17 protein-coding genes are annotated in these 21,057 nt (G+C 74.2%); 7 read left to right on the top strand and 10 right to left on the bottom strand.

The annotated features are described in order from the left end of the window. Positions 1-19 precede the first annotated feature (19 nt). From FHX73_RS44705 to FHX73_RS17700, 3 genes are all read right to left on the bottom strand, one after another. Positions 20-1,609, bottom strand: coding sequence for a DUF5719 family protein (locus FHX73_RS44705; RefSeq protein WP_170304947.1), 1,590 nt, complete (start codon positions 1,607-1,609; stop codon positions 20-22). Then, positions 1,606-5,517 carry a glycosyltransferase family 2 protein gene (locus tag FHX73_RS17705; RefSeq protein ID WP_145905925.1) on the bottom strand — a complete coding sequence of 1,304 codons (3,912 nt, stop codon included), beginning with the start codon at positions 5,515-5,517 and terminating at the stop codon, positions 1,606-1,608. The genes FHX73_RS44705 and FHX73_RS17705 overlap by 4 nt, the downstream gene beginning before the upstream one ends. 249 nt (positions 5,518-5,766) lie before the next feature. After that, positions 5,767-6,036 carry a WhiB family transcriptional regulator gene (locus FHX73_RS17700; RefSeq protein ID WP_145905924.1) on the bottom strand — a complete coding sequence of 90 codons (270 nt, stop codon included), beginning with the start codon at positions 6,034-6,036 and terminating at the stop codon, positions 5,767-5,769. A 750-nt stretch (positions 6,037-6,786) separates the two neighbouring features. Between FHX73_RS17700 and FHX73_RS17695 the strand changes: the two genes are divergently transcribed. Genes FHX73_RS17695 through FHX73_RS17685 form a run of 3 tightly spaced genes read left to right on the top strand, consistent with a single transcriptional unit; the run spans position 6,787 to position 9,691 of the window. Next, positions 6,787-7,410, top strand: a complete 624-nt coding sequence (locus FHX73_RS17695) for a cysteine dioxygenase (RefSeq protein WP_145905923.1) — start codon at positions 6,787-6,789, stop codon at positions 7,408-7,410. Positions 7,411-7,439: 29 nt separating this feature from the next. Then, positions 7,440-8,399, top strand: coding sequence for a 2-phospho-L-lactate transferase (cofD, locus tag FHX73_RS17690; protein WP_145905922.1), 960 nt, complete (start codon positions 7,440-7,442; stop codon positions 8,397-8,399). After that, positions 8,396-9,691 (top strand): coenzyme F420-0:L-glutamate ligase, encoded by a 1,296-nt coding sequence (locus FHX73_RS17685; RefSeq protein WP_145905921.1) that lies wholly within the window; start codon positions 8,396-8,398, stop codon positions 9,689-9,691. Before cofD ends, FHX73_RS17685 begins: the two co-directional genes overlap by 4 nt. A gap of 30 nt (positions 9,692-9,721) precedes the next feature. On the opposite strand, the gene FHX73_RS17680 is transcribed toward FHX73_RS17685, so the two are convergent. Continuing rightward, on the bottom strand, positions 9,722-10,636 hold the full coding sequence (locus FHX73_RS17680; RefSeq protein WP_145905920.1) for a DNA-3-methyladenine glycosylase family protein: 915 nt from the start codon (positions 10,634-10,636) through the stop codon (positions 9,722-9,724). Positions 10,637-10,672: 36 nt separating this feature from the next. Then, the gene (locus tag FHX73_RS17675; protein ID WP_246213575.1) at positions 10,673-11,821 is read right to left on the bottom strand and encodes a peptidoglycan recognition protein family protein; all 1,149 of its coding nucleotides are present in this window, start codon (positions 11,819-11,821) and stop codon (positions 10,673-10,675) included. Positions 11,822-11,956: 135 nt separating this feature from the next. Here FHX73_RS17675 and FHX73_RS17670 point away from each other — a divergent pair, with 135 nt between their 5' ends. Then, positions 11,957-12,733, top strand: a complete 777-nt coding sequence (locus FHX73_RS17670; RefSeq protein WP_145905919.1) for a TIGR03089 family protein — start codon at positions 11,957-11,959, stop codon at positions 12,731-12,733. Positions 12,734-12,783: 50 nt separating this feature from the next. On the opposite strand, the gene FHX73_RS17665 is transcribed toward FHX73_RS17670, so the two are convergent. The 5 genes from FHX73_RS17665 to FHX73_RS47650 form a co-directional block, all read right to left on the bottom strand. Further along, a complete protein-coding gene (locus tag FHX73_RS17665) occupies positions 12,784-13,839 on the bottom strand; it encodes a glycosyltransferase family 2 protein (RefSeq protein ID WP_145905918.1) in 1,056 nt (351 codons plus the stop codon). A gap of 102 nt (positions 13,840-13,941) precedes the next feature. Beyond that, on the bottom strand, positions 13,942-16,512 hold the full coding sequence (locus tag FHX73_RS17660; RefSeq protein ID WP_145905917.1) for an ABC transporter permease: 2,571 nt from the start codon (positions 16,510-16,512) through the stop codon (positions 13,942-13,944). Positions 16,513-16,528: 16 nt separating this feature from the next. Further along, positions 16,529-17,314: an ABC transporter ATP-binding protein gene (locus FHX73_RS17655; protein ID WP_145905916.1), complete on the bottom strand. Its 786-nt coding sequence runs from the start codon at positions 17,312-17,314 to the stop codon at positions 16,529-16,531. 201 nt (positions 17,315-17,515) lie between these two features. Continuing rightward, positions 17,516-18,076 carry an NADPH-dependent FMN reductase gene (gene ssuE / locus FHX73_RS17650; RefSeq protein ID WP_145905915.1) on the bottom strand — a complete coding sequence of 187 codons (561 nt, stop codon included), beginning with the start codon at positions 18,074-18,076 and terminating at the stop codon, positions 17,516-17,518. A gap of 73 nt (positions 18,077-18,149) precedes the next feature. Continuing rightward, complete coding sequence (locus FHX73_RS47650) at positions 18,150-18,239, bottom strand: putative leader peptide (protein ID WP_425461393.1); 90 nt, start codon at positions 18,237-18,239, stop codon at positions 18,150-18,152. Between the two features lie 158 nt (positions 18,240-18,397). Between FHX73_RS47650 and FHX73_RS17645 the strand changes: the two genes are divergently transcribed. The 3 genes from FHX73_RS17645 (at position 18,398) to FHX73_RS17635 (ending at position 20,999) form a co-directional block, all read left to right on the top strand. Then, on the top strand, positions 18,398-19,594 hold the full coding sequence (locus FHX73_RS17645) for an LCP family protein (RefSeq protein ID WP_145905914.1): 1,197 nt from the start codon (positions 18,398-18,400) through the stop codon (positions 19,592-19,594). Positions 19,595-19,714: 120 nt separating this feature from the next. After that, the gene (locus FHX73_RS17640) at positions 19,715-20,212 is read left to right on the top strand and encodes a serine O-acetyltransferase (protein ID WP_145905913.1); all 498 of its coding nucleotides are present in this window, start codon (positions 19,715-19,717) and stop codon (positions 20,210-20,212) included. Between the two features lie 115 nt (positions 20,213-20,327). Beyond that, positions 20,328-20,999 carry a TetR/AcrR family transcriptional regulator gene (locus FHX73_RS17635; RefSeq protein ID WP_145905912.1) on the top strand — a complete coding sequence of 224 codons (672 nt, stop codon included), beginning with the start codon at positions 20,328-20,330 and terminating at the stop codon, positions 20,997-20,999. Positions 21,000-21,057: the final 58 nt, after the last annotated feature.

The following is a 21,057-nucleotide window of genomic DNA, read 5'->3' as shown; positions in this document are numbered from 1 at the left end:
CGCCCGGCCCACCCGGCGGTCAGTGCACCAGCACGCCCGGGTCCTGCGCGGTCTGCGGCACCTGCACGTAGCTGTGGTCGTCCTGCAGCTCCTGGACGGTGAACATCGGGACGTTGTTGGTGTTGACCGCGAGCACCCGGGCCGCCACCACGCCGGAGCCCGAGGTGGTCTCCAGGGTGACCGCGAAACTGCCGTTGCCGCCGCCCGGTTCGGGTGAGGCCAGGCCCACCGTGGAGCCGGCCGGGATCGGCACGGTCTTGGTGGTCGGGGTGCCGCCGCCGGTGCTCGCCGAGGCCGTCACCTGGACGGTGGCGGCGTCACCCGTGGCGGTGAGCAGCAGGGTCGACGTCCCGCCGCCGCGGGAGTCCGCGACGGTGGCCCGCTTGCCGACCGGGGCGGCCCCGGTGATCCACGCCGAGTCGGTCTTCCCGCCGCCGCCCCGGTCCACCCGGATGGTGGCGATCACCGGGGTCGGGTGGGACGGGTCGCTCGGGGTGAGCCGGACCGCCGAGACCTGCTGGCGGTTGACCTGGCCCAGGTCGACGGCGGTGACCATGCCCGCCTTCACGTGGATGGTCTCGTGGCCGGCCGGGGTGAACCAGCCGTTCTGGCTGGAGAGCTGGACCTTCAGGTCGGCGTCGTCGTCCGAGCCCGGGGCGGCCACGATCAGCCGGGCCGCGCTGAGGTCGGCGGGCAGGCCCGGCAGCACCGCCGAGGGGGCCGGATCGGTCGAGGCCGGGATCCAGTCGGAGCCGGCCGAGCCGTCGGAGGCGTGCAGGTAGGCGCCGAGCCGGCCGCTGCGCACCGTCACCTCGACCGCCAGGTCGGTCACCTGATCGGTGGTCAGGGTGGTGAGCAGCACGTCCGTCGAGGTGCCCGGGTCCACCTTGATGCCGGTGCCGGCGTCGCCGGTGTCGATCGGGCCCTGGTCGCCGTAGAGGTGGATGTCGACCACGGCGGCCGTCGTCTGATCGTTGTTCAGCGAGACGTAGTCCTTGCGGTCGCCGGCCGTGCCGGCGCCGGCGAACCAGAAGTGGGTGCCGGCCGGCTGGCAGGTCACCCCGGACATGCCCTGGCCGCGCTGGTCGGTCACCGAGGTCACCTGGGTGACGGTGAAGCCGGGGGCCAGCGAACCGGTGGCGACGGCCGACGCGCCGTTGGCGGTGTCGCCGGAGTCGGCCTGGCCGGCCACCGGCACGCCCGGCTTGGCCAACGTGATCCGGGCGTCGTTGGGCTGGCCGGCCGCCGGGGCGGCGGGCGCGGAGCCGCTCGGCGCGGGGCTGCCCGAGGGGGCGCCGCTCGCCGGGGCGACGGTGGACGGCGGGGTGAGCACCCGCACCGTCGCGGTGCCGTTGCCGGAGCCGCCGGCGTCCGCCGGGGTGACCGCGGTGATCTGGGTGGTGCCGGTCATGCCCTGCATGGGCTGCGGGCAGACCGCGCTGGTCCGCTCGACCTGGGCGCCGACCGGCGCCCCGGTGGGCCGGCCGCTGGGCGGGGCCGGCGGGCGCAGCTCGGCCACGCCGAGCACGACGGCCAGCACGGCGGCGCCGGCCAGCAGGGAGCGGCCGGTGCGGCCGGCGGCGCTCGGGGAGAGGGCGGGCAGCTTCATCGCTGGTCGGCTCCGTCCTGGTGCGGGTGGCCGCCGTAGGCGGGGTCGTCGGGGTGCGGCTGGCCAGGCAGCCAGGGCTGCTGCGGCTGGGCGTACGGGTCGACCGGCTGCTGGTAGCCGGTGTAGCCGTACTCCGCCGGGTATTGCTGAGGCTGGGCTTGCTGGGGTTGGGCGTACGGGTCGACCGGCTGCTGGTAGCCGGGCTCGGCGTACTCCGCGGGGTACTCGGTGTAGCCCTCGCCCGCGTACTGCGGGGCGTAGCCCTGGTAGGCCTGCTGGGCCGCGTACGGGTCGTAGCCGTACGGGTCGGCCTGCTGGTACTCGCCGCCCTGGTAGGGCTGCTGGGCGTACGGGTCCTGGAGCGCGGCGCTCGGCTCCGGCACCGCGGCGGGCTCGTCCACGGCCTGGGCCGGGATCACCGCCTGGGTGCCGTAGACGCCCTCGTCCGGCTCCTCGGCGGACGGGCCGCCCTCCCCGCGCTCGGCCATCCGGCGGGCCCGGCGGCTGCCGGGGGCCGGCGGTGCGGCCTGCGCCTGGGCGGCCAGCGCGGCGGCGGCCACCACCTCCTCGGGCAGGTCGTCGTCCTTGGTGGAGCGGCGGCCGGGCAGCGCCAGCACCAGCACCACCAGGCCGAGCAGCAGCTGGGCGGCGATCCAGCCGGTGTGCAGCAGCGGCGTGTCGCGGGTGACCGCGAGGGTGCCGCCGCCGGCGGGCAGCTGGAAGCCCTGCGCCCAGCCGTCCACGGTGACCGGCTGCAGCTTGCTGCCGTTCAGGGTGGCCTGCCAGCCGGGGTCGGCCTGCTCGGCCAGCCGCAGCACCCGCCCGGCCGGGCCGGCCGGGATGGTGGCGTGCACCGCCTGGGCGGCGGAGGGCACGCTGACCGGCTGCGCACCGGGGGCGGTGATCAGCACCCGGGCGGCCGGGGTGCCGGTGACCTGCCAGACCGTGTGGCCGGAGTCCGCGCCCGCGTCGAGCAGGCCCGGGGTGGTGTCCAGCACGTCCCGGACCTTGTTCGTCAGCGGGTCCTGGACCAGCACGTAGGCGACGCCGTAGCCGGCCAGCGCACTGGCCTGGTCGGCGCCGGAGCCGGCCAGCAGGCTGCCGACCAGCTTGTCCAGCCCGTCCTTGGTGGTGCCGCCGGGGTCCACCGTGCCCTCGGTCTGACCGAGCGTCAGGCCGGAGCCGCGGACCAGCGCGTAGCGCACCGAGTCGGCGCCCGCGTCACCGGAGAGCACCAGGGTGCGGGCGCGGTCCGGGGTGACCGCCTCGACCGCGATGAAGGCCGGCAGCTGGCCGGCCGAGGTGCGGTGCAGCGGGCCGTCCGCGCCCGACACGGCCCACCACAGGCCGGTGCCGAGCGGGGCCAGCACGGCCGAGAGCACCACCAGGGCGGCCACCGGCTGGCGCCAGCCGAAGGCGATGCCGGCCACTCGGGCGTTGGCGCCGTCGGCGCCGATCGCCGCGGCGGCCAGCAGCGCGACGCCGGCCAGCAGGGTCGCCGGGCCGGACCAGGCGGCCACCGGCAGGCCGCCGGAGGCCGGGGTGACGCTGGTGCCGGCGACCACGGCGGTGAAGAGCAGTCCGGCCGCGGCGGCGCCCCAGGCGGCCAGCACCGCGCGGCGCCGGTCGGAGCGCAGCAGCGCGGCCAGTGCGGCCAGCAGCACGCCGGCCGAGAGCCAGACCGGCGGCACGCCGGCCCCGCCCGGGTTGAGCAGCAGCAGGCCGACCGGCCCGGCCCGGTGGCCGTCGAAGCCGGGCAGGCCGGCCTCCAGCAGCAGCCGGGACGGGTGGCTCAGCAGCTGCAGCGACCAGGGCGCCAGCACCACCAGCGGGAGCAGCAGCATCGCCAGCACCCGGGGGCCGAGGGTGCGCAGGGCGGCCGGTCCGGCACCGTAGGCACCGCCGCGCAGCACCGCGACGACCAGCGCGGCCAGCGCCAGCGGCACCGCGACGGCCCAGCTGAGCGGCACGAAGGCGGTGCAGACGCTGAGCAGGGTGACGGTCATCCAGGTGGACCGCCAGCCGGGCCGCAGGCCCCGCGCGGCGGTCTCCCGGCGGATCCCGAGGCCGGCCGCGATCGCGGCGGCGCGGGCCAGCGGCGGCAGCAGCACCACCAGCACGGCGGTGCCGATCCGGCCCTGGGCGATCGCACCGGTGGCGGCGGGCAGCAGCGCGTAGCTGGCGCTGGCCCAGGCGCGGACCAGCTTGGAGCCGATCAGCGGGCGGGAGACCAGGTAGGCGCTGACCGCGGCGAGCGGCACCGACAGCACGAACACCAGGGTGACGGCCAGGTCGGCGTGGTCGAAGAACAGCCAGGAGAGGACCGAGAGCACCACCAGGTACGGCGGGGCGGTGGCGGTGGAGCCGGTGCCGACGCCGTGCCAGCTGCCGGCGTACATGTCCCACAGGCCCGACGCACCGTCACCGGCGGGCAGCAGCGCGCCGCCGAGCAGGTTCCCGCTGCCGAGCAGGTTGCGTCCGGCGACCAGGGTGAGCAGCAGCAGGACCGCGAAGAGCAGCGGCGCGGGGCGCCGGGCGAGCTTCTTGACCAGCGCGAACTGCTCGACCTCCAGGACCTCCTGGTCCTCGTCGCCGCCGGTGGCCTCGCCGCCGCCGTGCCGGCCGATGGTGCTGTCGTCGCTGCCGCCGATGCCGAGCGAGGCGATCGCGCCCTCGACGGCGAGCCGGGCGGTGGCGCCGGGCGGCGGGAAGAGGCTGCGGTCGTCGAGCGCGTCCACCGAGCGGGTCTGGGCGCGGCGCTTGCGGGCGAGCAGCAGCCGGGGCAGCCGGACCAGTTCGTGGCCGAGACCGGTGATCTCGTCGTAGGCCTGCCGGGGGTCCTTGCCGACCAGGTTGGCGAGCACCCGCAGCACGGTGCCGAGCACCAGCCGCAGCAGCACGTAGGGGAGGACCAGGCCGCGGGAGTTGGCGAGCAGGGTGTAGACCGCGCCGGCCTTGTCGACCCGGTGCGGGTGGTTGGCGGCGCAGTCGATCGCGCGGCGCTCCCGGCTGGCCGCCTCGGCGTGCCGCAGCACCGCGTCGGGGGCGATGACCACCCGGTGGCCGGCCGCGTTGACCCGCCAGCAGAAGTCGGCGTCGTCGCGCATCAGCGGCAGCGCCCGGTCGAAGCCGCCGAGCTGCTCGAAGACGTCGCGGCGGACCAGCATGCCCGCGGTGGAGACCGCGAGGACCGGGCGGACCTGGTCGTGCTGGCCCTGGTCCTGCTCGCGCCGGTCCAGGCCGGTCCAGCGGCGGCCGGAGCGGGCGATGGTGATGCCGACCTCCAGCAGCTGGCGCCGGTCGTACCAGCTGCGCAGCTTGGGGCCGACCACGGCGGCGGACGGCGTGGAGTCGGCCACCTGGAGCAGTCGGCGCAGCGCGTCGGTCTGCGGTTCGCAGTCGTCGTGCAGCAGCCAGAGCCACTCGACCGGCTGGGTCTCGCGCTGGCTGCCGGCGTTGAAGTCGTCCTCGTCGGCCAGCGGGTCGCCGAAGTCGTCCCAGCCGCCGGTGACCGGGTCGTAGCCGGACGGGTCGAGGCTGTAGGGCAGGTCCTCGGGGCGCAGCGGCGGGCTGTTGAAGACGGCCTCGGCGACCGCGGTGCCGAAGCCGGCCCGGCGGCCGAGCACGGTCGGCCCGGATTCGGGCAGCCAGTCGCCGAGGGTGTCGCGGAGCAGTTGCGGCGACGCGTCGGTGCTGCCGGTGTCCACGGCCAGGATGCGCTGCACCTGGCGGTCCTGGCCGAGCAGGCCGGCCAACGCCTGGGGCAGCCAGCGGGCGCCGTCATGGCTGACGACGACGGCGGTGACCAGATGGCGCGGGTAGGCGGGCGGCCGGTTGGAGCCGCCGTGGGGCAGCGGGCCGGACGACGGCTGGTCTGGGTAGCCGTGCTGGTGGCTGTAGGCAGTCATCGAGTGCGCAGGCCCCGGTTCCGAGTTGGACGGCAGGTGGCGCACCACACTAACGGCTTCGGCTGAGCCGCCTGCCCACCGGTGGGGGCTTGGGGCGCGGAGCGGGCCCGGGGCGCGGGGAATTGCAAAAGCGCCCCGCCATTGTGGCGAGGCGCTTGCACAACTCCGGTGAACTCTTTGGGAGAGGGCCGCAGGGATTCCGCGCAGGGGAAATACGGATGAACGATCGGACGGTCAGCCGGCGCTCTTTCAGACGGCGCTCTTCTTGAGCCGGCGACGCTCGCGTTCCGACAGGCCTCCCCAGATGCCGAAGCGCTCGTCGTTGGCGAGGGCGTACTCAAGGCATTCGGATCGCACCTCGCAGGCCAGGCAGACCTTCTTGGCCTCGCGGGTGGAGCCGCCCTTCTCCGGGAAGAAGGACTCGGGGTCGGTCTGGGCGCACAGCGCCCGCTCCTGCCAGCCGAGTTCCTCTTCCTCTTCGATGCCCTCACCGATCAACAGCTCAAAGAGCTCGCTCATTGGCGCGCCTCCTCTGCCCCTCTTGGCGTCCCCGTGCGGGTGGCCGCCGGCTGGCTCAGCCGGACGACACGACTGAAATTACATGTGCGTCACTCTGGCTCAGTCAAGCCGAGCTCTGGTATTGACCGCCGAATTCACTCCCCGGAACCAAGCCACTACAAATAGTGTACATATCCGGACAGAACGGACTTTCCGCAGCTCGCGACGGATGCAGCGGGTCCGAACCGGTCCCGGCCTCCGCTCCTGGGGACGACTCCTCGCCCCGCTCCGGTTGCCGATGGCACCCGAGCGGGCCAGGACCACCCGCACCCGGGGCCGAGCCGACCGGAAGCGGTCGCCGGCAGACCGGAGCAGCAGGGGATCAACCCGACCAACGCCCTGCCTTCCCGGCCTTTGGCGCATCCAAACATCGAGCAGGACTTATCGCCTGATCCAGTGTTTCGCACCGAATGTCCCCCTGATGGCGGTACGGGCGGACTTGACACGAAGCCCGGCGACCATGTCTCCTGTACCGCATGTCAGAGTCCATCGCGCCCCGGAGCCGCCAGGCCGTGCTCCGCCGTGCCGCGAGCACTCTGTGTTGTCGTCGCCACTCCTGTTGTCGCTAGGCGCGTCGGCCGTCCCCCTCCCTGCGGGACCCCTTCTCGGCGCGCCTGTCCAGGACCGACCGGGCCGCCCGCGCTGCTGACTGCTCCCGCTCCCTCGCGGTTGCCGGCCCACCACCGACGACCAGACCCGCGAGGACCTCCGATGCGCAGCCGCCTCCGCCCCCGCAAGCGCAACCGCGACCGCAACAAGCTCGCCCGCCGCGCCGCCACGGCCCCGTCCACCGCCCCGACGGCGCTGCCCTCGGCGCGCAGCTGGGCCGACGGGCTGAGCGACGTCAGCATCGCCGGCGACCCGCTGGCCTTCCCCCACCTGGCGCGCACCGACCTGCCCGGCCACCCCACCACCGTGGCCGGCTACGCCCGGCTGGTCCGGGAGATCGCCGCTGACCGCGACCGCTGGGCCCCGCTGGTCCGCTACGACGCGCTGACCCGCTGGTACGCCCGGCTGGAGACCGGCCCCGGCTACGAGGTCTGGCTGCTCAGCTGGCTGCCCGGCCAGAGCAGCGGGATGCACGACCACGGCCGGTCCTCCGGCGTGCTGACGGTGGTTCAGGGCGAGCTGGTGGAGCGCTCGCTCGGCTCGGCCGGCGAGGGCACCCGCACCCTGTCGCCGGGGAGCCGCCGGGTGATCTCCCCCGGCTACCTGCACGAGGTGGTCAACGCCTCGCTGGAGCCGGCCGTCAGCATCCACCTGTACTCCCCCGGGCTGACCGAGATGAACCAGTACCGCTCGCTGGCCGCCGAGTTGGCCCCCGAGGTGCCGTAGCCCGGCGGCCGGGCTGGCAATATGAGCCCATGCGTATCGTGGCACTGGCAGGCGGGATCGGCGGGGCTCGGTTCCTGCGCGGCCTCAAGGACGTGGTGGCCCCCGGCGACGAGATCACCGTGGTCGGCAACACCGGGGACGACATCCACCTCTTCGGTCTGAAGGTCTGTCCGGACCTGGACACCGTGATGTACACCCTGGGCGGCGGGATCCACGAGGGCCAGGGCTGGGGCCGGGCCGAGGAGACCTTCGCGGTCAAGGAGGAGCTGGCCGCCTACGGCGTCGGCCCGTCCTGGTTCGGGCTCGGCGACAAGGACTTCGCCACCCACATCGTGCGCACCCAGATGCTGGACGCCGGCTACCCGCTGAGCGCGGTCACCGAGGCGCTCTGCGACCGCTGGCAGCCCGGGGTGCGGCTGCTGCCGATGAGCGACGACCGGGTGGAGACCCACGTCCGGATCACCGACGCGCAGGGCACCCGGGCGATCCACTTCCAGGAGTACTGGGTCAAGCTGCACGCCGCGGTGGACGCCGAGGCGATCATCCCGGTCGGCGCGGACACCGCCAAGCCCGCGCCCGGCGTGCTGGAGGCGATCGCCGCCGCCGACGTGATCCTCTTCCCGCCGTCCAACCCGGTGGTCTCGATCGGCACCGTCCTGGCCGTGCCGGGCGTGCGGGCCGCGGTGGCCGCGGCCGCCGCGCCGGTGGTCGGGCTCTCCCCGATCATCGGCGGCGCGCCGGTGCGCGGGATGGCCGACAAGGTGCTGGCCGCGGTCGGGGTGGAGGCCTCGGCCGCCGCCGTCGCGCTGCACTACGGCGCCGACCTGCTGGACGGCTGGCTGGTGGACGAGGCGGACGAGGCGGCCGTCGAGCCGGTCTCGGCCGCCGGGATCGCCTGCCGGGCGGTGCCGCTGCTGATGACCGATCAGGCCGCCACCGCCGCGATGGCCCGGGCCGCGCTGGAGCTCGCCGAGCAGGTGCGCCGGTGACCGCCCTGACGGTCCTGCCCGTGCCCGGCCTGCCGGAGGTCGAGCCCGGCGCCGACCTGGGCGAGCTGATCGCCAAGTCGGTGGAGCTGCTCCCCGGTGACGTCGTGGTGGTCACCTCGAAGATCGTCAGCAAGGCCGAGGGCCGGATCGTGCGGGCCGAGGACCGGGAGGCGGCGATCGACGCCGAGGCGGTCCGGGTGGTGGCCCGGCGCGGCCGGACCCGGATCGTGGAGAACCGCAACGGCCTGGTGATGGCCGCCGCCGGGGTGGACGCCTCGAACACCGCGCCCGGCACCGTGCTGCTGCTGCCCGAGGACCCGGACGCCTCGGCGCGGGAGATCCGGGCCCGGCTGCGGGAGCTGACCGGCCGTCAGGTGGGCGTGCTGATCACCGACACCTTCGGCCGGCCCTGGCGCAACGGCCTGACCGACGTGGCGATCGGCGCGGCCGGGGTGGCCGTGCTGGAGGACCACCGGGGGCGGGTGGACAGCCACGGCAACGAGCTGGCCCTCACCGTGACCGCCACCGCCGACGAGCTCGCCGCCGCCGCCGACCTGGTGAAGGGCAAGGCCACCGGCACCCCGGTCGCGGTGGTGCGCGGCCTGCCGGGCGCGGTCACCGAGGAGGACGGCGCCGGGGTGCGGCCGCTGATCCGGCCGGTCGAGGACGACATGTTCCGGCTCGGCACCTCGGAGGCGGTCCGGGCCGCGGTCACCCTGCGGCGGACCGTGCGCGAGTTCAGCGACCAGCCGGTGCACGGCGACGCGGTGCGCCGGGCGGTGGCCGCCGCCGTCACCGCGCCGGCCCCGCACCACACCCAGCCCTGGCGGTTCGTGCTGCTGGAGTCGGAGCGGGCCAGGGGCGAACTGCTGGACGCGATGCTCGACGCCTGGCGGCGCGACCTGCGCGAGCTGGACGGCTGGGACGAGGCGCGGATCGCGCGGCGCACCGCGCGCGGGGACGTGCTGCGCCGGGCGCCCTACCTGGTGGTGCCCTGCCTGGTGATGGACGGCTCGCACAGCTACCCGGACGCGCGGCGGGCGGCCGCCGAGCGGGAGATGTTCACGGTGGCGCTCGGCGCGGCGGTGCAGAACCTGCTGGTGACGCTGAGCGGCGAGGGCTACGGGACGGCCTGGGTGTCGTCCACCATGTTCTGCCGCGACGTGGTGCGCGAGGTGCTGGGGCTGCCGCAGGGGTGGGACCCGATGGGCGCCGTCGCCGTCGGACGCCCCGTCACCCCGCCGGCCGACCGCCCGGAGCGGGACGTCGAGCCGTTCGTGCTGGTGCGCTGAACCCCGGCCCCGGCGGCCCCGGGCGGCCGGTCAGCGCGACCGGTGGTCGTTCGGGGCCAGCCGGGGGCCGTACTTCGGGGCCGTCAGGCCCGTCAGCCCGACCAGCCGGCAGACCCGGTGCCGGTGCGGGGTGAACGGGGCGAGCAGGGTGAGCAGTTCGGCGTCGGTCGAGCGGGGGCGGCCGACCATCGCCCAGCCGACGTGGTTGGCGAGGTGGAAGTCGCCGACCGAGACGGCGTCGGCGTCGCCGTTGCTGCGCTGCAGGGTCTCGGCGGCGGTCCACTCGCCGATCCCGGGCACGGCGGTGAGCCGGGCGAAGGCGTCCGCGTGGGTCATCGCGGAGGCCTCCTCCAGGCGCGGGGCGAGCCGGACCGCGCGCAGGACGGTGGCCGAGCGCTTGGGGTCGACGCCGGCGCGGTGCCACTCCCAGGACGGGATCGACGCCCACTCCCGGGCGCTCGGCGGCACCCGCAGCCGCGGGTCGGGGCCGGGGGCCGGGGTGCCGTAGGCGTGCAGCAGCTGCCGCCAGGCCCGGTAGGCCTCGTCGGTGGTGACCTTCTGCTCCAGGACCGCCGGCACCAGCGACTCCATCACCAGCCCGGTCCGGCACAGCCGCAGCCCGGGGTTGGCCCGCTGGGCCTCGCGCAGCGGCCCGGGCGGCAGGCGCAGCCCGGACGGATCGTCAGCCGCCCCCAGCAGCACGGGCAGCCGCTCCAGCAGCCACTCGGCGCCCGGCCCCCACGCCCGCGCCCGGACGGCGCCGCCGCCGGCCTCGATCCGCAGCGTGCCCGGCCCTGCGGGGGTGCGCGAGGCGCGCCACACCGTGCCGTCCCGGTCCAGCCGGCAGGCGGGGTCGGCGGGGCCGCGCCGCAGCGGGAAGAGGGTGCGGCGCAGGTCGAGCGGGTGGTCCGGGCGCCAGTCGCGCTCCCGGGTCGGTTCGGTCACCCGTCCAGTCTGGCCCGGACCTCCGACAGCCCGCGCCTACCGGCGGCCCTGGAGGTGGGCGGCCCAGCCGCGGATCGCGGGCAGCTTGTCGAAGAGCTGGTCGCCGGGGCAGTCGGTGTTGAAGGCGTCCCGGTGGCCGGAGACGGCGGCGAAGGTGTGGCTGGTGCCGGCCTGGAAGCGGCTGCCGCTGTTGGCGGAGGTGAGCACGGTGCTGCCGCTCGCGTCCCGCCCGGTCAGGCCGAGCTTCCAGGCGGCGATCTTGGCGATGCCGTCGAGCTCGGCCTGCGGCGCGGCGGCGCTGCTGTAGGTGCCGAGCGCGGCCACGCCGGACGAGTCGGTGTTGAAGCCGAGGGTGTGCGCGCCCAGCACCGCGCGGGAGACCCCGCCGGCCCGGCCCTCGAAGATCGTGCCGCACTTGTCGACCAGGAAGTTGTAGCCGATGTCCCGCCAGCCGTTGGTCTTCACGTGGTACTGGTAGATCGCCCGGATCAGCTTGGGGCTGTCGGAGCAGCTGTAGCCGTTGCCGGTGTCGGTGTGGTGGACGAAGACCACCCGGACGTCACCGGTGTAGGCGTACCCCGGCTGGCGCAGCGACTCGTCGGCGCCCCAGCCCGAGCGGGTGACGATGCCGGGCCGCGGCGCCTGGTGGTCGACGGCGGGCAGCAGGCGGCCCTGGGGCTGTTCGGCGGCCGCGCCGCGCGGGCGCTCTGACGCACCGTCACCGGGTGCCACCAGGTCCACCCGCAGCCCGGTCGGCAGCGTGCCGGCGCCGGCCACCCGGACCTCGACCCCGTCGCTGGGGCCGACCCAGAGCGGGGCGGTGGCGCCGCGGGCGCCCGGGGCGTCGGCCTCGGCGGCGTCCGGGCGGTCCTCGGAATCGGCCTCCAGGGCACGCCAGTCGCTCCATCGCCCGGCGCTGCGGGTGCGGACCTGGACGGTGCCGTTCAGCGCGGCGGCCGGGTCGTCCCAGCTGACGCCGAGCAGCGAGTAGCCGGTGGTGGCACGGGCGGGCAGGCCGAGCAGCAGGGTGCCGCCGGACCGGTCGCCGGGGAGCGCGCCGAGCGGCAGCGCGGTCGTGCGGCCGGCCGGGCCGGGGTCGGCGGCGGGCGCGGGAGCGGCGGGGCTCTGGCAGAGCAGGGTCAGGGCGCAGCCGGCGCCCAGCAGGGTCATGGAACGAATCAGCATAAAACGGATAATCAACCCGTTCTTCGGCCGTCGCCACCGGGTTTCTGACGCCCAGTCGACAACCACCCGTCACCCGCAACCCGCCCAGGACCCCCTCCCCCGGCCGCTCGGCCAGGCCGTAGGCTGGAGGGCACCATGACTGCGCCCTTCGCTGCCGACGCCCTCACCCCCGCCGAGCTGCTGCGAGCCGCCCTCGGTGAGGACCCCGCCCGCCCACTGGTCACCTTCTACGACGACCGGTCCGGCGAGCGGGTCGAACTCTCGGTCAAGACCTTCGACAACTGGGTCGCCAAGACCGCCAACCTGCTCCAGGACGAGCTGAACGCGGGCCCCGAGGACCGCGCGGCGCTGCTGCTGCCGGCCCACTGGCAGAGCGCGGTCTGGCTGCTGGCCTGCTGGTCGGTCGGGGTCACCGCGGTGCCGGGCGGCGACCCGGCCGAGACCGAGCTGGTGGTCAGCGGTCCGGACGGGCTGGCCGCGGCCGAGGCCTGCACCGGCGAACGGGTGGCGCTGGCGCTGCGCCCGCTGGGCGGCCGGTTCCCGCAGCGGCCGGACGGGTTCCTGGACTACGCGGCCGAGGTGCCGGGCCAGGGCGACCGGTTCGCGCCCTACTCCCCGGTGGTGGCCGACTCGCCGGCGCTGGAGACCGTGGTGGACGGGCTGCCGCTGAAGCTGACCGGCGAGCAGACCGTGCGGCTGGCCCGGGAGGGCGCCGCCCGGCTGGGCCTGGAGCGCGGCTCCCGGGTGCTCAGCACCCTCTCCTACGACGACTGGGCCGGGCTGGAGGCGGGCCTGCTGGCCCCGCTGGCGGCCGGCGGCTCGGTGGTGCTCTGCCGCAACTCCGAGGAGTTGACGGATGATCAGTGGCAGCGCCGGATCGAGGCCGAACGAGTGACCGTTCGCCTGGGATGACCCCGTGTCAGGTGGTCACCCGGCATCTCGGGCGACCACCTGACCCCTCGTCAGCGCGCCGGCTCGCGCTCGGCGGCGGTGTTCGCGGCGGTCGGGGCGGGCGCGGTGGAGGCGATCACCCGGTTCGCCAGCTTGCGCGGCGAGGTGAGGAACCCGAAGCCCCAGCTGAAGTGCATGGTGGCCAGCGCCACCGGCAGCTGCAGCCGGGCCCGGGCCGACAGGCCGCGCCCGGCCGGCACCGAGCCGCCGAGGATGCCGACGGCGTAGAGCCCCGGCACCGCGAAGAAGAGCGGGTGCACCGCGGCGCCGAGCACCAGGCCGAGCAGGCACGCGGTGAGCGCCGCCGGCGGGGCCAGGTAGCGCAGGTTGACGGAGCCGCGGTGGTAGCGCGTCACCACCCGGCGCCAACGGCCGTAGTCCTTGTACTGCTTGGCCAGTGCCCGCACGCTGGGGCGCGGCCGGTAGGTCACCTTCAGCTGCGGGGTGAACCAGATCAGCCCGCCGTCCTGGCGGATCCGGTAGTTCAGCTCCCAGTCCTGGGCGCGGATGAACTCCTCGTTGTAGCCGCCGAGCCGCTCCAGCACCTCGCGCCGGAACACCCCGAGGTAGACCGTCTCGGCCGGGCCGGCCAGGCCGCCGGTGTGGAAGGCCGCGTTGCCCACGCCGATCTTGGCGGTCATCGCGGCGGCGACCGCCTTCTCCCACTCGGTCTCGCCCTCGGCGTGCATGATGCCGCCGACGTTGGCCGCCTCCATCTCGCCGAGCAGCCGCACGGCGGTGGCGACGTAGCCCGGGGTCAGCAGTCCGTGGCCGTCCACCCGCACCACTATCGGGTGCCGGGACTCCCGGATCGCCGCGTTCAGCCCGGCGGGGGTGCGCCCGGTGGGGTTGGGCACGGTGCGCACCCGGGGGTCCTCCGCGACCAGTTCGGCGGCGATGGCGTCGGTCCGGTCGGTGGACGGACCGAGCGCGATCACCACCTCCATGGCGCCGGCGTAGTCCTGCTCCAGGATCCGCCGCACGGCCGTGCGCAGGTGTCGTTCCTCGTTCAGCACCGGCATGATCACGGAGACCGCCGGCAGCTCCTCAGCAGCCTTGGTGTTCATCGCCGCCAACGGTACCGGACCCGGCTGAACCCCCGCTGAACGGCTGCGGGCCGGGCGCCCCTCCCCTGTGGGGGCGCCCGGCCCGTGCGCTCTGACGGGTGGTCAGCCGCTGGCGATGGCCGCCAGCACGTTCATCCGCCCGGCCCGGAAGGCCGGCAGCAGCGCGGCCAGCAGGCCGACCACCGCGGAGCCGATCAGCACCGTGACGATGGTGGAGACCGGCACGCTGAGCACGCTCAGCCCCGAGCCCTTCAGCACCCGCTGGGCGGTGATGCCCCAGGCCAGGCCGAGGCCGATGCCGAGCACCGCGCCGAAGAGCGCGATCACCACCGACTCCAGCCGGATCATCCGGCGCAGCTGGCGGCGGGACATGCCGACCGCCCGCAGCAGGCCGATCTCCCGGGTCCGCTCGACCACCGAGAGCGCCAGGGTGTTGACCACCCCGAGCACCGCGACCACGATCGCCAGGCCGAGCAGGCCGTAGATCAGGGTGAGCAGCCCGTTGATGCTCTGCTGCACCAGCTGCTTGTAGCCGGCCTGGTCCTTCACCATCACCTGCGGGTAGGCGTTGAAGGAGTCCTGCAGCGCGGCCAGGGTCTTGGCCTTGTCCGCGCCGACCGCCGCCCGGCCGTAGATCTGGTCGTCCAGCGACTGCTGGTCGGCCGGCAGCACCTTGGTGACGGTGTCGATGGTGGCGATGGTCGCCCCGTCGAACAGGCCGCCCTTGGCGGTGACCAGGGTGATCGGCAGCTGCTGGGTGTGGCCCTGGCCGTAGTCGACCTTGAGGGTGTCCCCGACGGCGAGCTTGTGGCTGGTGGCGAAGTCCTGGCCCACCGCGATGCCGCCGGCCATCAGGGCGTTCGCGCTGCCGGCGCTGACCGGCACGGTGAAGTCCTCGGCGAAGGTCGGCGAGACCGCGGTGACCACCTGCTTCTTCAGCACCGTGCCGTCGGGCAGGGTGAGGACGGCCGGCTCCTCGCGCTGCTCGGTGACGTGGGCGATCCCGGGGGTGTTGCGGGCCGCGTCCACCATCGGCTGGGTCAGGCCGTTGTTGGTCTGGATGATGTAGTCGGCGCCGACCTGCTTGTCGATCTGCGAGCTGGTCGAGCTGACCATCGAGCTGGTGACCACCGAGGCCCCGGTGACCAGCGAGAGGCCGATCATCAGCGCGGCGGCGGTGGCGCCGGTGCGGCGCGGGCTGCGCAGCGCGTTGCGCTTGGCCAGCGTGCCGGCCGACCCGAAGGCCGGCAGCACCGCGCCGATCACCCGGACCACGCCGGCGGCCAGCAGCGGACCGAGCACCACCAGGCCGACCAGCGTGAGCACCACGCCCAGCCCCAGGTCGGAGCCGGCCCGGGCGAGCTCGGAGCTGCTCGCGCCGGCCGCCAGCAGCCCGGCGCCGCCCAGCGTGAGCAGCAGGCCGATGCCGATCCGCCACTTGTTGGTGCGCCCCTCGACGGGGGTGCCGTGGTCGCTGAGCGCCGCCATCGGGGAGACCTTGCCGGCCCGCCAGGCGGGGAACCAGGCGGCCAGCAGGGTGATCACGATGCCGACCAGGTAGGAGGCGATCGGCACCGAGGCGGTGATCTCCAGCGAGCCGCTGAGCGTCATGCCGACCGACTTCATCAGCGTGATCAGCAGCTCGGCCAGGCCCAGGCCGGCCAGCATGCCCAGGGTCGAGCCGACGACGCCGAGCACCAGCGCCTCCGTCAGCACGGAGTTGTTGACCTGGGCGCGGCTGCCGCCGAGGGCGCGCAGCAGGCCCAACTCCCGGGTGCGCTGGGCGACCAGCATGGAGAAGGTGTTGATGATCAGGAAGGTGCCGACCAGCAGCGAGATGCCGGCGAAGCCGAGCATGATGTATTTCATGTAGGTGAGGACACTGCCGATGCCCTTGTTGTTGTCGGCCTGCTGCTCGGCCGCCGTCTTCAGCTGGTAGCCGCTGCCGAGCGCGCTCGCGGCCTCGGCCTTGAGCTGGTCGTTGGTCCTGGTGCCGTCGCCGTCGAGGTTCACCGAGGTGAGCCGGTCGGTGGCGCCGAGCAGGTCCTGCTGGGCGGTGGGCAGGTCCAGGAAGGCCAGGGCCGCACCCGGGTTGGTGCCGTTGAAGGTGGCGATGCCCGAGATGGTGAAGTCGAAGGTGCCCTTCTCGCCGATGATCCGGATCGGGTCGCCGAGGCCGAGCTTGGCCTTCTTCGCGGTGTCCGCGTCCAGCATCAGCTGGTTCGGGCCGGCCGGCGCGCTGCCCGAGGTGATCGTCATCGCGGGGCGCGGGCCCGGGGTCCAGCTGCCGGCGATGGTCGGGGCGCCGCTGGTCGGGCCGACCGCCTTGTTGGTCTTCGGGTTGACCAGGGTGGAGGTCTGCGAGGTGACGTCCGGCCGGGCGGTCTTCACCCCGGGCAGCGACTGCACCTGCTGCAGGGTCGAGGCCGCGATGGTGGCCGTGCGGCCGCCCCTGGCCCCGCTGCTGCCGCTGTCGTCGCCGTCGGCGGGGGCCGGGCTGACCGCCACGTCCGAGGCGGTGGAGGCGAAGAGCTTGTTGAAGGTACTGGTGGCGGTGGCCGAGAAGACCAGGGTGCCGGCGACGAAGGCCACCGAGAGCACCACCGCGAGCAGGGAGAGCGCGACCCGGCCCTTGTGGGCCATCAGGTTGCGCAGTGAGGTCTTGAGCAGCATGGTTACTGACCCCGCCTCAGCTGGTGCGCTTGCCGTCGAAACGGCGCATCCGGTCCAGCACCGCGTCGGCCGTGGGCGAGTGCATCTCGTCCACGATCACGCCGTCGGCGAGGAAGAGCACCCGGTCCGCGTAGGAGGCGGCGACCGGGTCGTGGGTGACCATCACGATGGTCTGGCCCAGGTCGTCCACCGAGCGGCGCAGGAAGTCCAGCACCTCGGCGCCGGAGCGCGAGTCCAGGTTCCCGGTCGGCTCGTCACCGAAGATGATCTCGGGGCGGGAGGCGAGGGCGCGGGCCACCGCGACGCGCTGCTGCTGGCCGCCGGAGAGCTGGGTCGGACGGTGCTTCAGCCGGTCGCCCAGACCGACGGTGGAGACCACCTGGTCGAGCCAGGCCTGGTCGGGCTTGCGGCCGGCTATGTCCATCGGCAGCGTGATGTTCTCGATCGCGTTGAGCGTCGGCAGCAGGTTGAAGGCCTGGAAGATGAAGCCGATCTTGTCCCGGCGCAGCCGGGTGAGCTGCTTGTCGTTCAGCCCGGTGATCTCGGTGTCGCCGACCCAGATCCGGCCCTCGGTCACGCTGTCCAGACCGGCCAGACAGTGCATCAGGGTCGACTTGCCGGAGCCGGACGGGCCCATGATCGCGGTGAACCGGCCGCGCTGGATGTCCACATCGACCGCGTTGAGCGCCGTGACCCGGGTCTCCCCGGCTCCGTACGCCTTGGTGACCTGCCGGGCTGATGCGGCGTTGGCGGACGGGCCGCCCGGGTTGTCTGTCTGCACGGCTGCGGATGCCGTCGTCACGGTGCACTCCTTGGTCGATGTTCCCCCGGACCCCGACCCGTGTGCACACGGGATCGAGTCGATGCCACCAACGTAGGGCCTGCCTCCCGGCGCATCGTCATCCGCCGGGAGGAGGGTCGGTACCCATAGGGAGTACGGGTCGCGGCGGGCCTCCCCCTAGGGGACCAGGACCCCCCTCTCAGGGCTCCCGGGGACCCCCGCTCAGGGGTGGCTGACCAGGGCGGGTACGGACTGTCGCCGCAGGGCGTCGGCGAAGGCCGACACCACCGGCGCGAGCAGCACGTCGGTCTCCCGCTCGATCACCGTGCCGCCGTCCTCCCCGGTCGAGATGTGACGGTCCAGCACGAACCAGCCCTGGGTGACGTGCTGGGCGCCCATCGAGCTGAGCACCGGGCGCAGCGCGTAGTCCACCGCGAGGACGTGCGCGGTGGAGCCGCCGGTGGCCAGCGGCAGCACCGTCTTGCCGGTCAGCGCGTACTGCGGCAGCAGGTCGAGCAGGGTCTTCAGCAGGCCGGAGTAGGCGGCCTTGTAGACCGGGGTGCCGACCACCAGGCCGTCCGCCTCGGCGACCAGCCGGACGGCCCGGGCGATCTCCGGGTCGTCGGTGTCGGCGCCGAGCAGGGCGGCGGCGGGCAGGTCGCGGACGTCCAGCCGGACCACCTCGTGGCCCAGTTCGGTGAGCCGGTCGCCGACGTGGGCGACCAGGCGGGTGGTGCGGGAGGTCGGGGAGGGGGAGCCGGAGAGGGCGAGGACACGGGCCATGGGGTTCACCTCGGGCAGGGCGGAGGAACGGCGTGGGGTGCCGTCGTGCACGTGCTGCGTGCGGCTCGGGGGTTCAGCCGCGGTGGAGGGAACGACACAGCGAGCCGGAGACACGCTGCAGGTCGACGTGCCGCCGACGCGTGAGACTCCACTGCTGGTCCATGCCTCATGACAACACGCACCCGAACGGGTGGTCAAGATCCGTCCGATCCGGTGACCATGCGGCCGGACCGTCGCACCGGTGCATCAACTCTGCTACAGACCCCCTGGTCGGGGTCGGGCCGGGACTCGAACCGGGATCCTTCGGGCATCCTCGACGGCATGGAGAACTGGCAGCAGGGCCGCCCGGCGGGCGGCGGGCGTGGACCCGGTCCGGGCGGTGCGGCCGGTGGCGGCGAACCGCCGCTGCCGCCCGGCCTGAGCCCGCGCGGCGGCGGGAACGGCGGTGCGAACGGCGGCGGGAACGGCGCTGGGAACGGCGGCGGCCGGGTGGCCGGCCACGCGTCCGGCGGGGCGGCGCCGCGCCGGCGCCGCTCGCGCAAGCGGATCGCGGCCTACGTGGCGCTCGGGGTGGTCGGCGCGCTGCTGGCCACCGCGGTGGGCACCTACGCCTGGGCCGACTCCAAGCTGAACCAGCAGAACGTGCTGCAGGACTACGACGGGCGCCCGGCGGCCGGCAAGGGCACCAACTGGCTGATCGTCGGCTCGGACAGCCGGGACGGTCTCACCGACTCGCAGAAGCAGCAGCTGCACACCGGCTCGGACGACGGCAAGCGCAGCGACTCGATGATGGTCCTGCACATCGGGAGCAACGGGGACACCCTGATGAGCATCCCGCGCGACTCCTGGGTGCCGATCCCGGCGCACCTGGACACCGCGGGCACCGGCAAGACCATCCCGGCCACCACCAACAAGATCAACTCGGCCTTCAACAACGGCGGCGGCCCGCTGCTGGTGCAGACCGTGGAGAAGAACACCGGCCTGCACATCGACCACTACGCCGAGGTGGGCTTCGCCGGGTTCGTCAACATCGTGGACGCGGTGGGCGGTGTGCACATGTGCATCGACAAGGACATCCAGGACAAGGACTCCGGGCTGAACCTGAAGGCCGGCTGCCAGACCCTGAACGGCCAGCAGTCGCTCGCCTTCGTCCGCCAGCGGCACCAGATGGCCGACCAGGACCTGGGGCGGATGCGCAACCAGCAGAAGTTCCTCTCCGCGCTGGCCCACCAGGCGGTCACCCCGGGCACCATGCTCAACCCGTTCGAGGTCTACCCGCTGATCGGCTCCGGCCTGGACACCCTGATCGTGGACAAGGGCACCGGGCTGACCGACCTGGCCAACCTCTTCGAGGCGATGCGCTCGGTCAGCGGGGGTTCCGGACGGAGCATCACCATCCCGATCGGCAACCCGGATTACCACACGCCCGACGGGCAGTCGGCGGTGAAGTGGGACCCGGTGAAGTCCAAGCAGGTCTTCGACGCGCTGAAGAACGACACCCCGGTGGCGAACGTCTGAGCCGGGCGGGCGTCTGAGCCGGGCGGGCGTCTGAGCCGGGCGGGCGCGCGCAGGTGGATCGCACGCCCCCGATCCGCGCGTCTGCCCGGCCGGCGGGGTCCGGCTGGCCAGAATGGCCCCATGTCTCTGGTGACCTCGCTGATCTACCGCCGCCGCCACCCGGTGTACGGCCGCCTGGCGCGCGAACTCCTCGCGCTGTACGGCGTGGAGGTCCCGCCGGCCGCCGAGATCGGCCCCGGCCTGCGGGTCTACCACCGCGGCTTCGGCACCGTGCTGCACCCGTTCACCACGCTCGGCGCCGGGGTCACCCTCTACAACGGGGTGACCATCGGCCGGGCCGACCCGTGGGTGCCGCAGCAGCGCAGCGCGATGGAGCGGGTGGTGCTGGAGGACGAGGTGGTGGTGTGCGCCGGGGCGAAGATCGTCTGCAAGCGCGGGGTGCTCACCGTCGGCGCGGGGACGGTGGTCGGCGCCAACGCGGTGCTCACCCGCTCGACCGGTCCGGACGAGATCTGGGCCGGGGTGCCGGCCCGCCGGGTCGGCTTCCGCACCGACCGGACCGGGCGGGCCGCCGGACAGGCCGCGGGTCAGTCCGCGGGGCTGGCCGCCGCCGGCTGAGCCAACAGGGCGGCCGCACAGGCTGGTTGAGCAGGCGTGATTCTCGGTGGCTGGTCCGGCTTCCCGGTTCATATACTGGCGCCCCGCCCGCAGTTGCCCATCCCGAGGATCCGCCATGACCGCCCGCAGTGCCGGTCCGACCGACGAGTTCGGATTCCCGATCATCCCGGCCCCGGTGGACTCCTCCGAGCGCAAGCGCCGCACGATCATCGACGCGGCGCTGGCCGAATTCCTGCGCGAGGGCTACGCGGCCGCCTCGGTGGACGCCATCACCGCCCGCTCCGGGGTCTCCAAGGCCACCATCTACAAGCACTTCGGCAACAAGGAGCGGCTCTTCCTGGCGGCGGTGGGCAGCTTCCTGCCGAGCAGCTACGCCGAACTGGAGCCCGGCATCAGCGGCCTGGCCGACGCCCCCGACCTGCGCGCGGCGCTGATCACCCTGGCGGTCGACTGGGCCCGGCTGCTGATGCACCCCCAGGTGCTCTCGCTGCGCCGGCTGGTGATCGGCGAGATCGACCGCTTCCCGCAACTCGGCCGGCTCTGGTACCGGGTCACCTACGACCTGAACAACGGCCCACTGGTGGACACCTTCGCCGAACTCCACCGGCGCGGCGCCCTGCGGGTGCCGGACCTGCCGCTGGCCGTCCAGCAGTTGGTCGCCGCCACGGTCGGCGTCCCGCTGCTGATCCGCACCTTCAACCCGGACGCCGAGTTCGACGACGCCGAGCTCACCCGCCAGATGACCTCGGGCGTCGACCTCTTCCTGGCCGGCTACGCGGCCCGCTGAACACCCGTGGGGTGAACCGCCGTCCGACGGTTCACCCCACGGGGCGTCAGCTGTCTAC

The sequence above is a fragment of the Kitasatospora viridis genome (assembly GCF_007829815.1).
Lineage (GTDB): Bacteria > Actinomycetota > Actinomycetes > Streptomycetales > Streptomycetaceae > Kitasatospora > Kitasatospora viridis.
The sequence above is the reverse complement of the archived record's forward strand: the minus strand, read 5'-3'. Positions and strand labels throughout refer to the sequence as shown.

Excerpts from the sequence above, each read along its gene's own strand:
- FHX73_RS44705 (WP_170304947.1), bottom strand. The coding sequence starts at position 1,609 with ATGAAGCTGCCCGCCCTCTCCCCGAGCGCCGCCGGCCGCACCGGCCGC.
- FHX73_RS17705 (WP_145905925.1), bottom strand. The coding sequence starts at position 5,517 with ATGACTGCCTACAGCCACCAGCACGGCTACCCAGACCAGCCGTCGTCC.
- FHX73_RS17700 (WP_145905924.1), bottom strand. The coding sequence starts at position 6,036 with ATGAGCGAGCTCTTTGAGCTGTTGATCGGTGAGGGCATCGAAGAGGAA.
- FHX73_RS17695 (WP_145905923.1), top strand. The coding sequence starts at position 6,787 with ATGCGCAGCCGCCTCCGCCCCCGCAAGCGCAACCGCGACCGCAACAAG.
- cofD (WP_145905922.1), top strand. The coding sequence starts at position 7,440 with ATGCGTATCGTGGCACTGGCAGGCGGGATCGGCGGGGCTCGGTTCCTG.
- FHX73_RS17675 (WP_246213575.1), bottom strand. The coding sequence starts at position 11,821 with ATGCTGATTCGTTCCATGACCCTGCTGGGCGCCGGCTGCGCCCTGACC.
- FHX73_RS17670 (WP_145905919.1), top strand. The coding sequence starts at position 11,957 with ATGACTGCGCCCTTCGCTGCCGACGCCCTCACCCCCGCCGAGCTGCTG.
- FHX73_RS17665 (WP_145905918.1), bottom strand. The coding sequence starts at position 13,839 with ATGAACACCAAGGCTGCTGAGGAGCTGCCGGCGGTCTCCGTGATCATG.
- FHX73_RS17660 (WP_145905917.1), bottom strand. The coding sequence starts at position 16,512 with ATGCTGCTCAAGACCTCACTGCGCAACCTGATGGCCCACAAGGGCCGG.
- ssuE (WP_145905915.1), bottom strand. The coding sequence starts at position 18,076 with ATGGCCCGTGTCCTCGCCCTCTCCGGCTCCCCCTCCCCGACCTCCCGC.
- FHX73_RS47650 (WP_425461393.1), bottom strand. The coding sequence starts at position 18,239 with ATGGACCAGCAGTGGAGTCTCACGCGTCGGCGGCACGTCGACCTGCAG.
- FHX73_RS17645 (WP_145905914.1), top strand. The coding sequence starts at position 18,398 with ATGGAGAACTGGCAGCAGGGCCGCCCGGCGGGCGGCGGGCGTGGACCC.
- FHX73_RS17640 (WP_145905913.1), top strand. The coding sequence starts at position 19,715 with ATGTCTCTGGTGACCTCGCTGATCTACCGCCGCCGCCACCCGGTGTAC.
- FHX73_RS17635 (WP_145905912.1), top strand. The coding sequence starts at position 20,328 with ATGACCGCCCGCAGTGCCGGTCCGACCGACGAGTTCGGATTCCCGATC.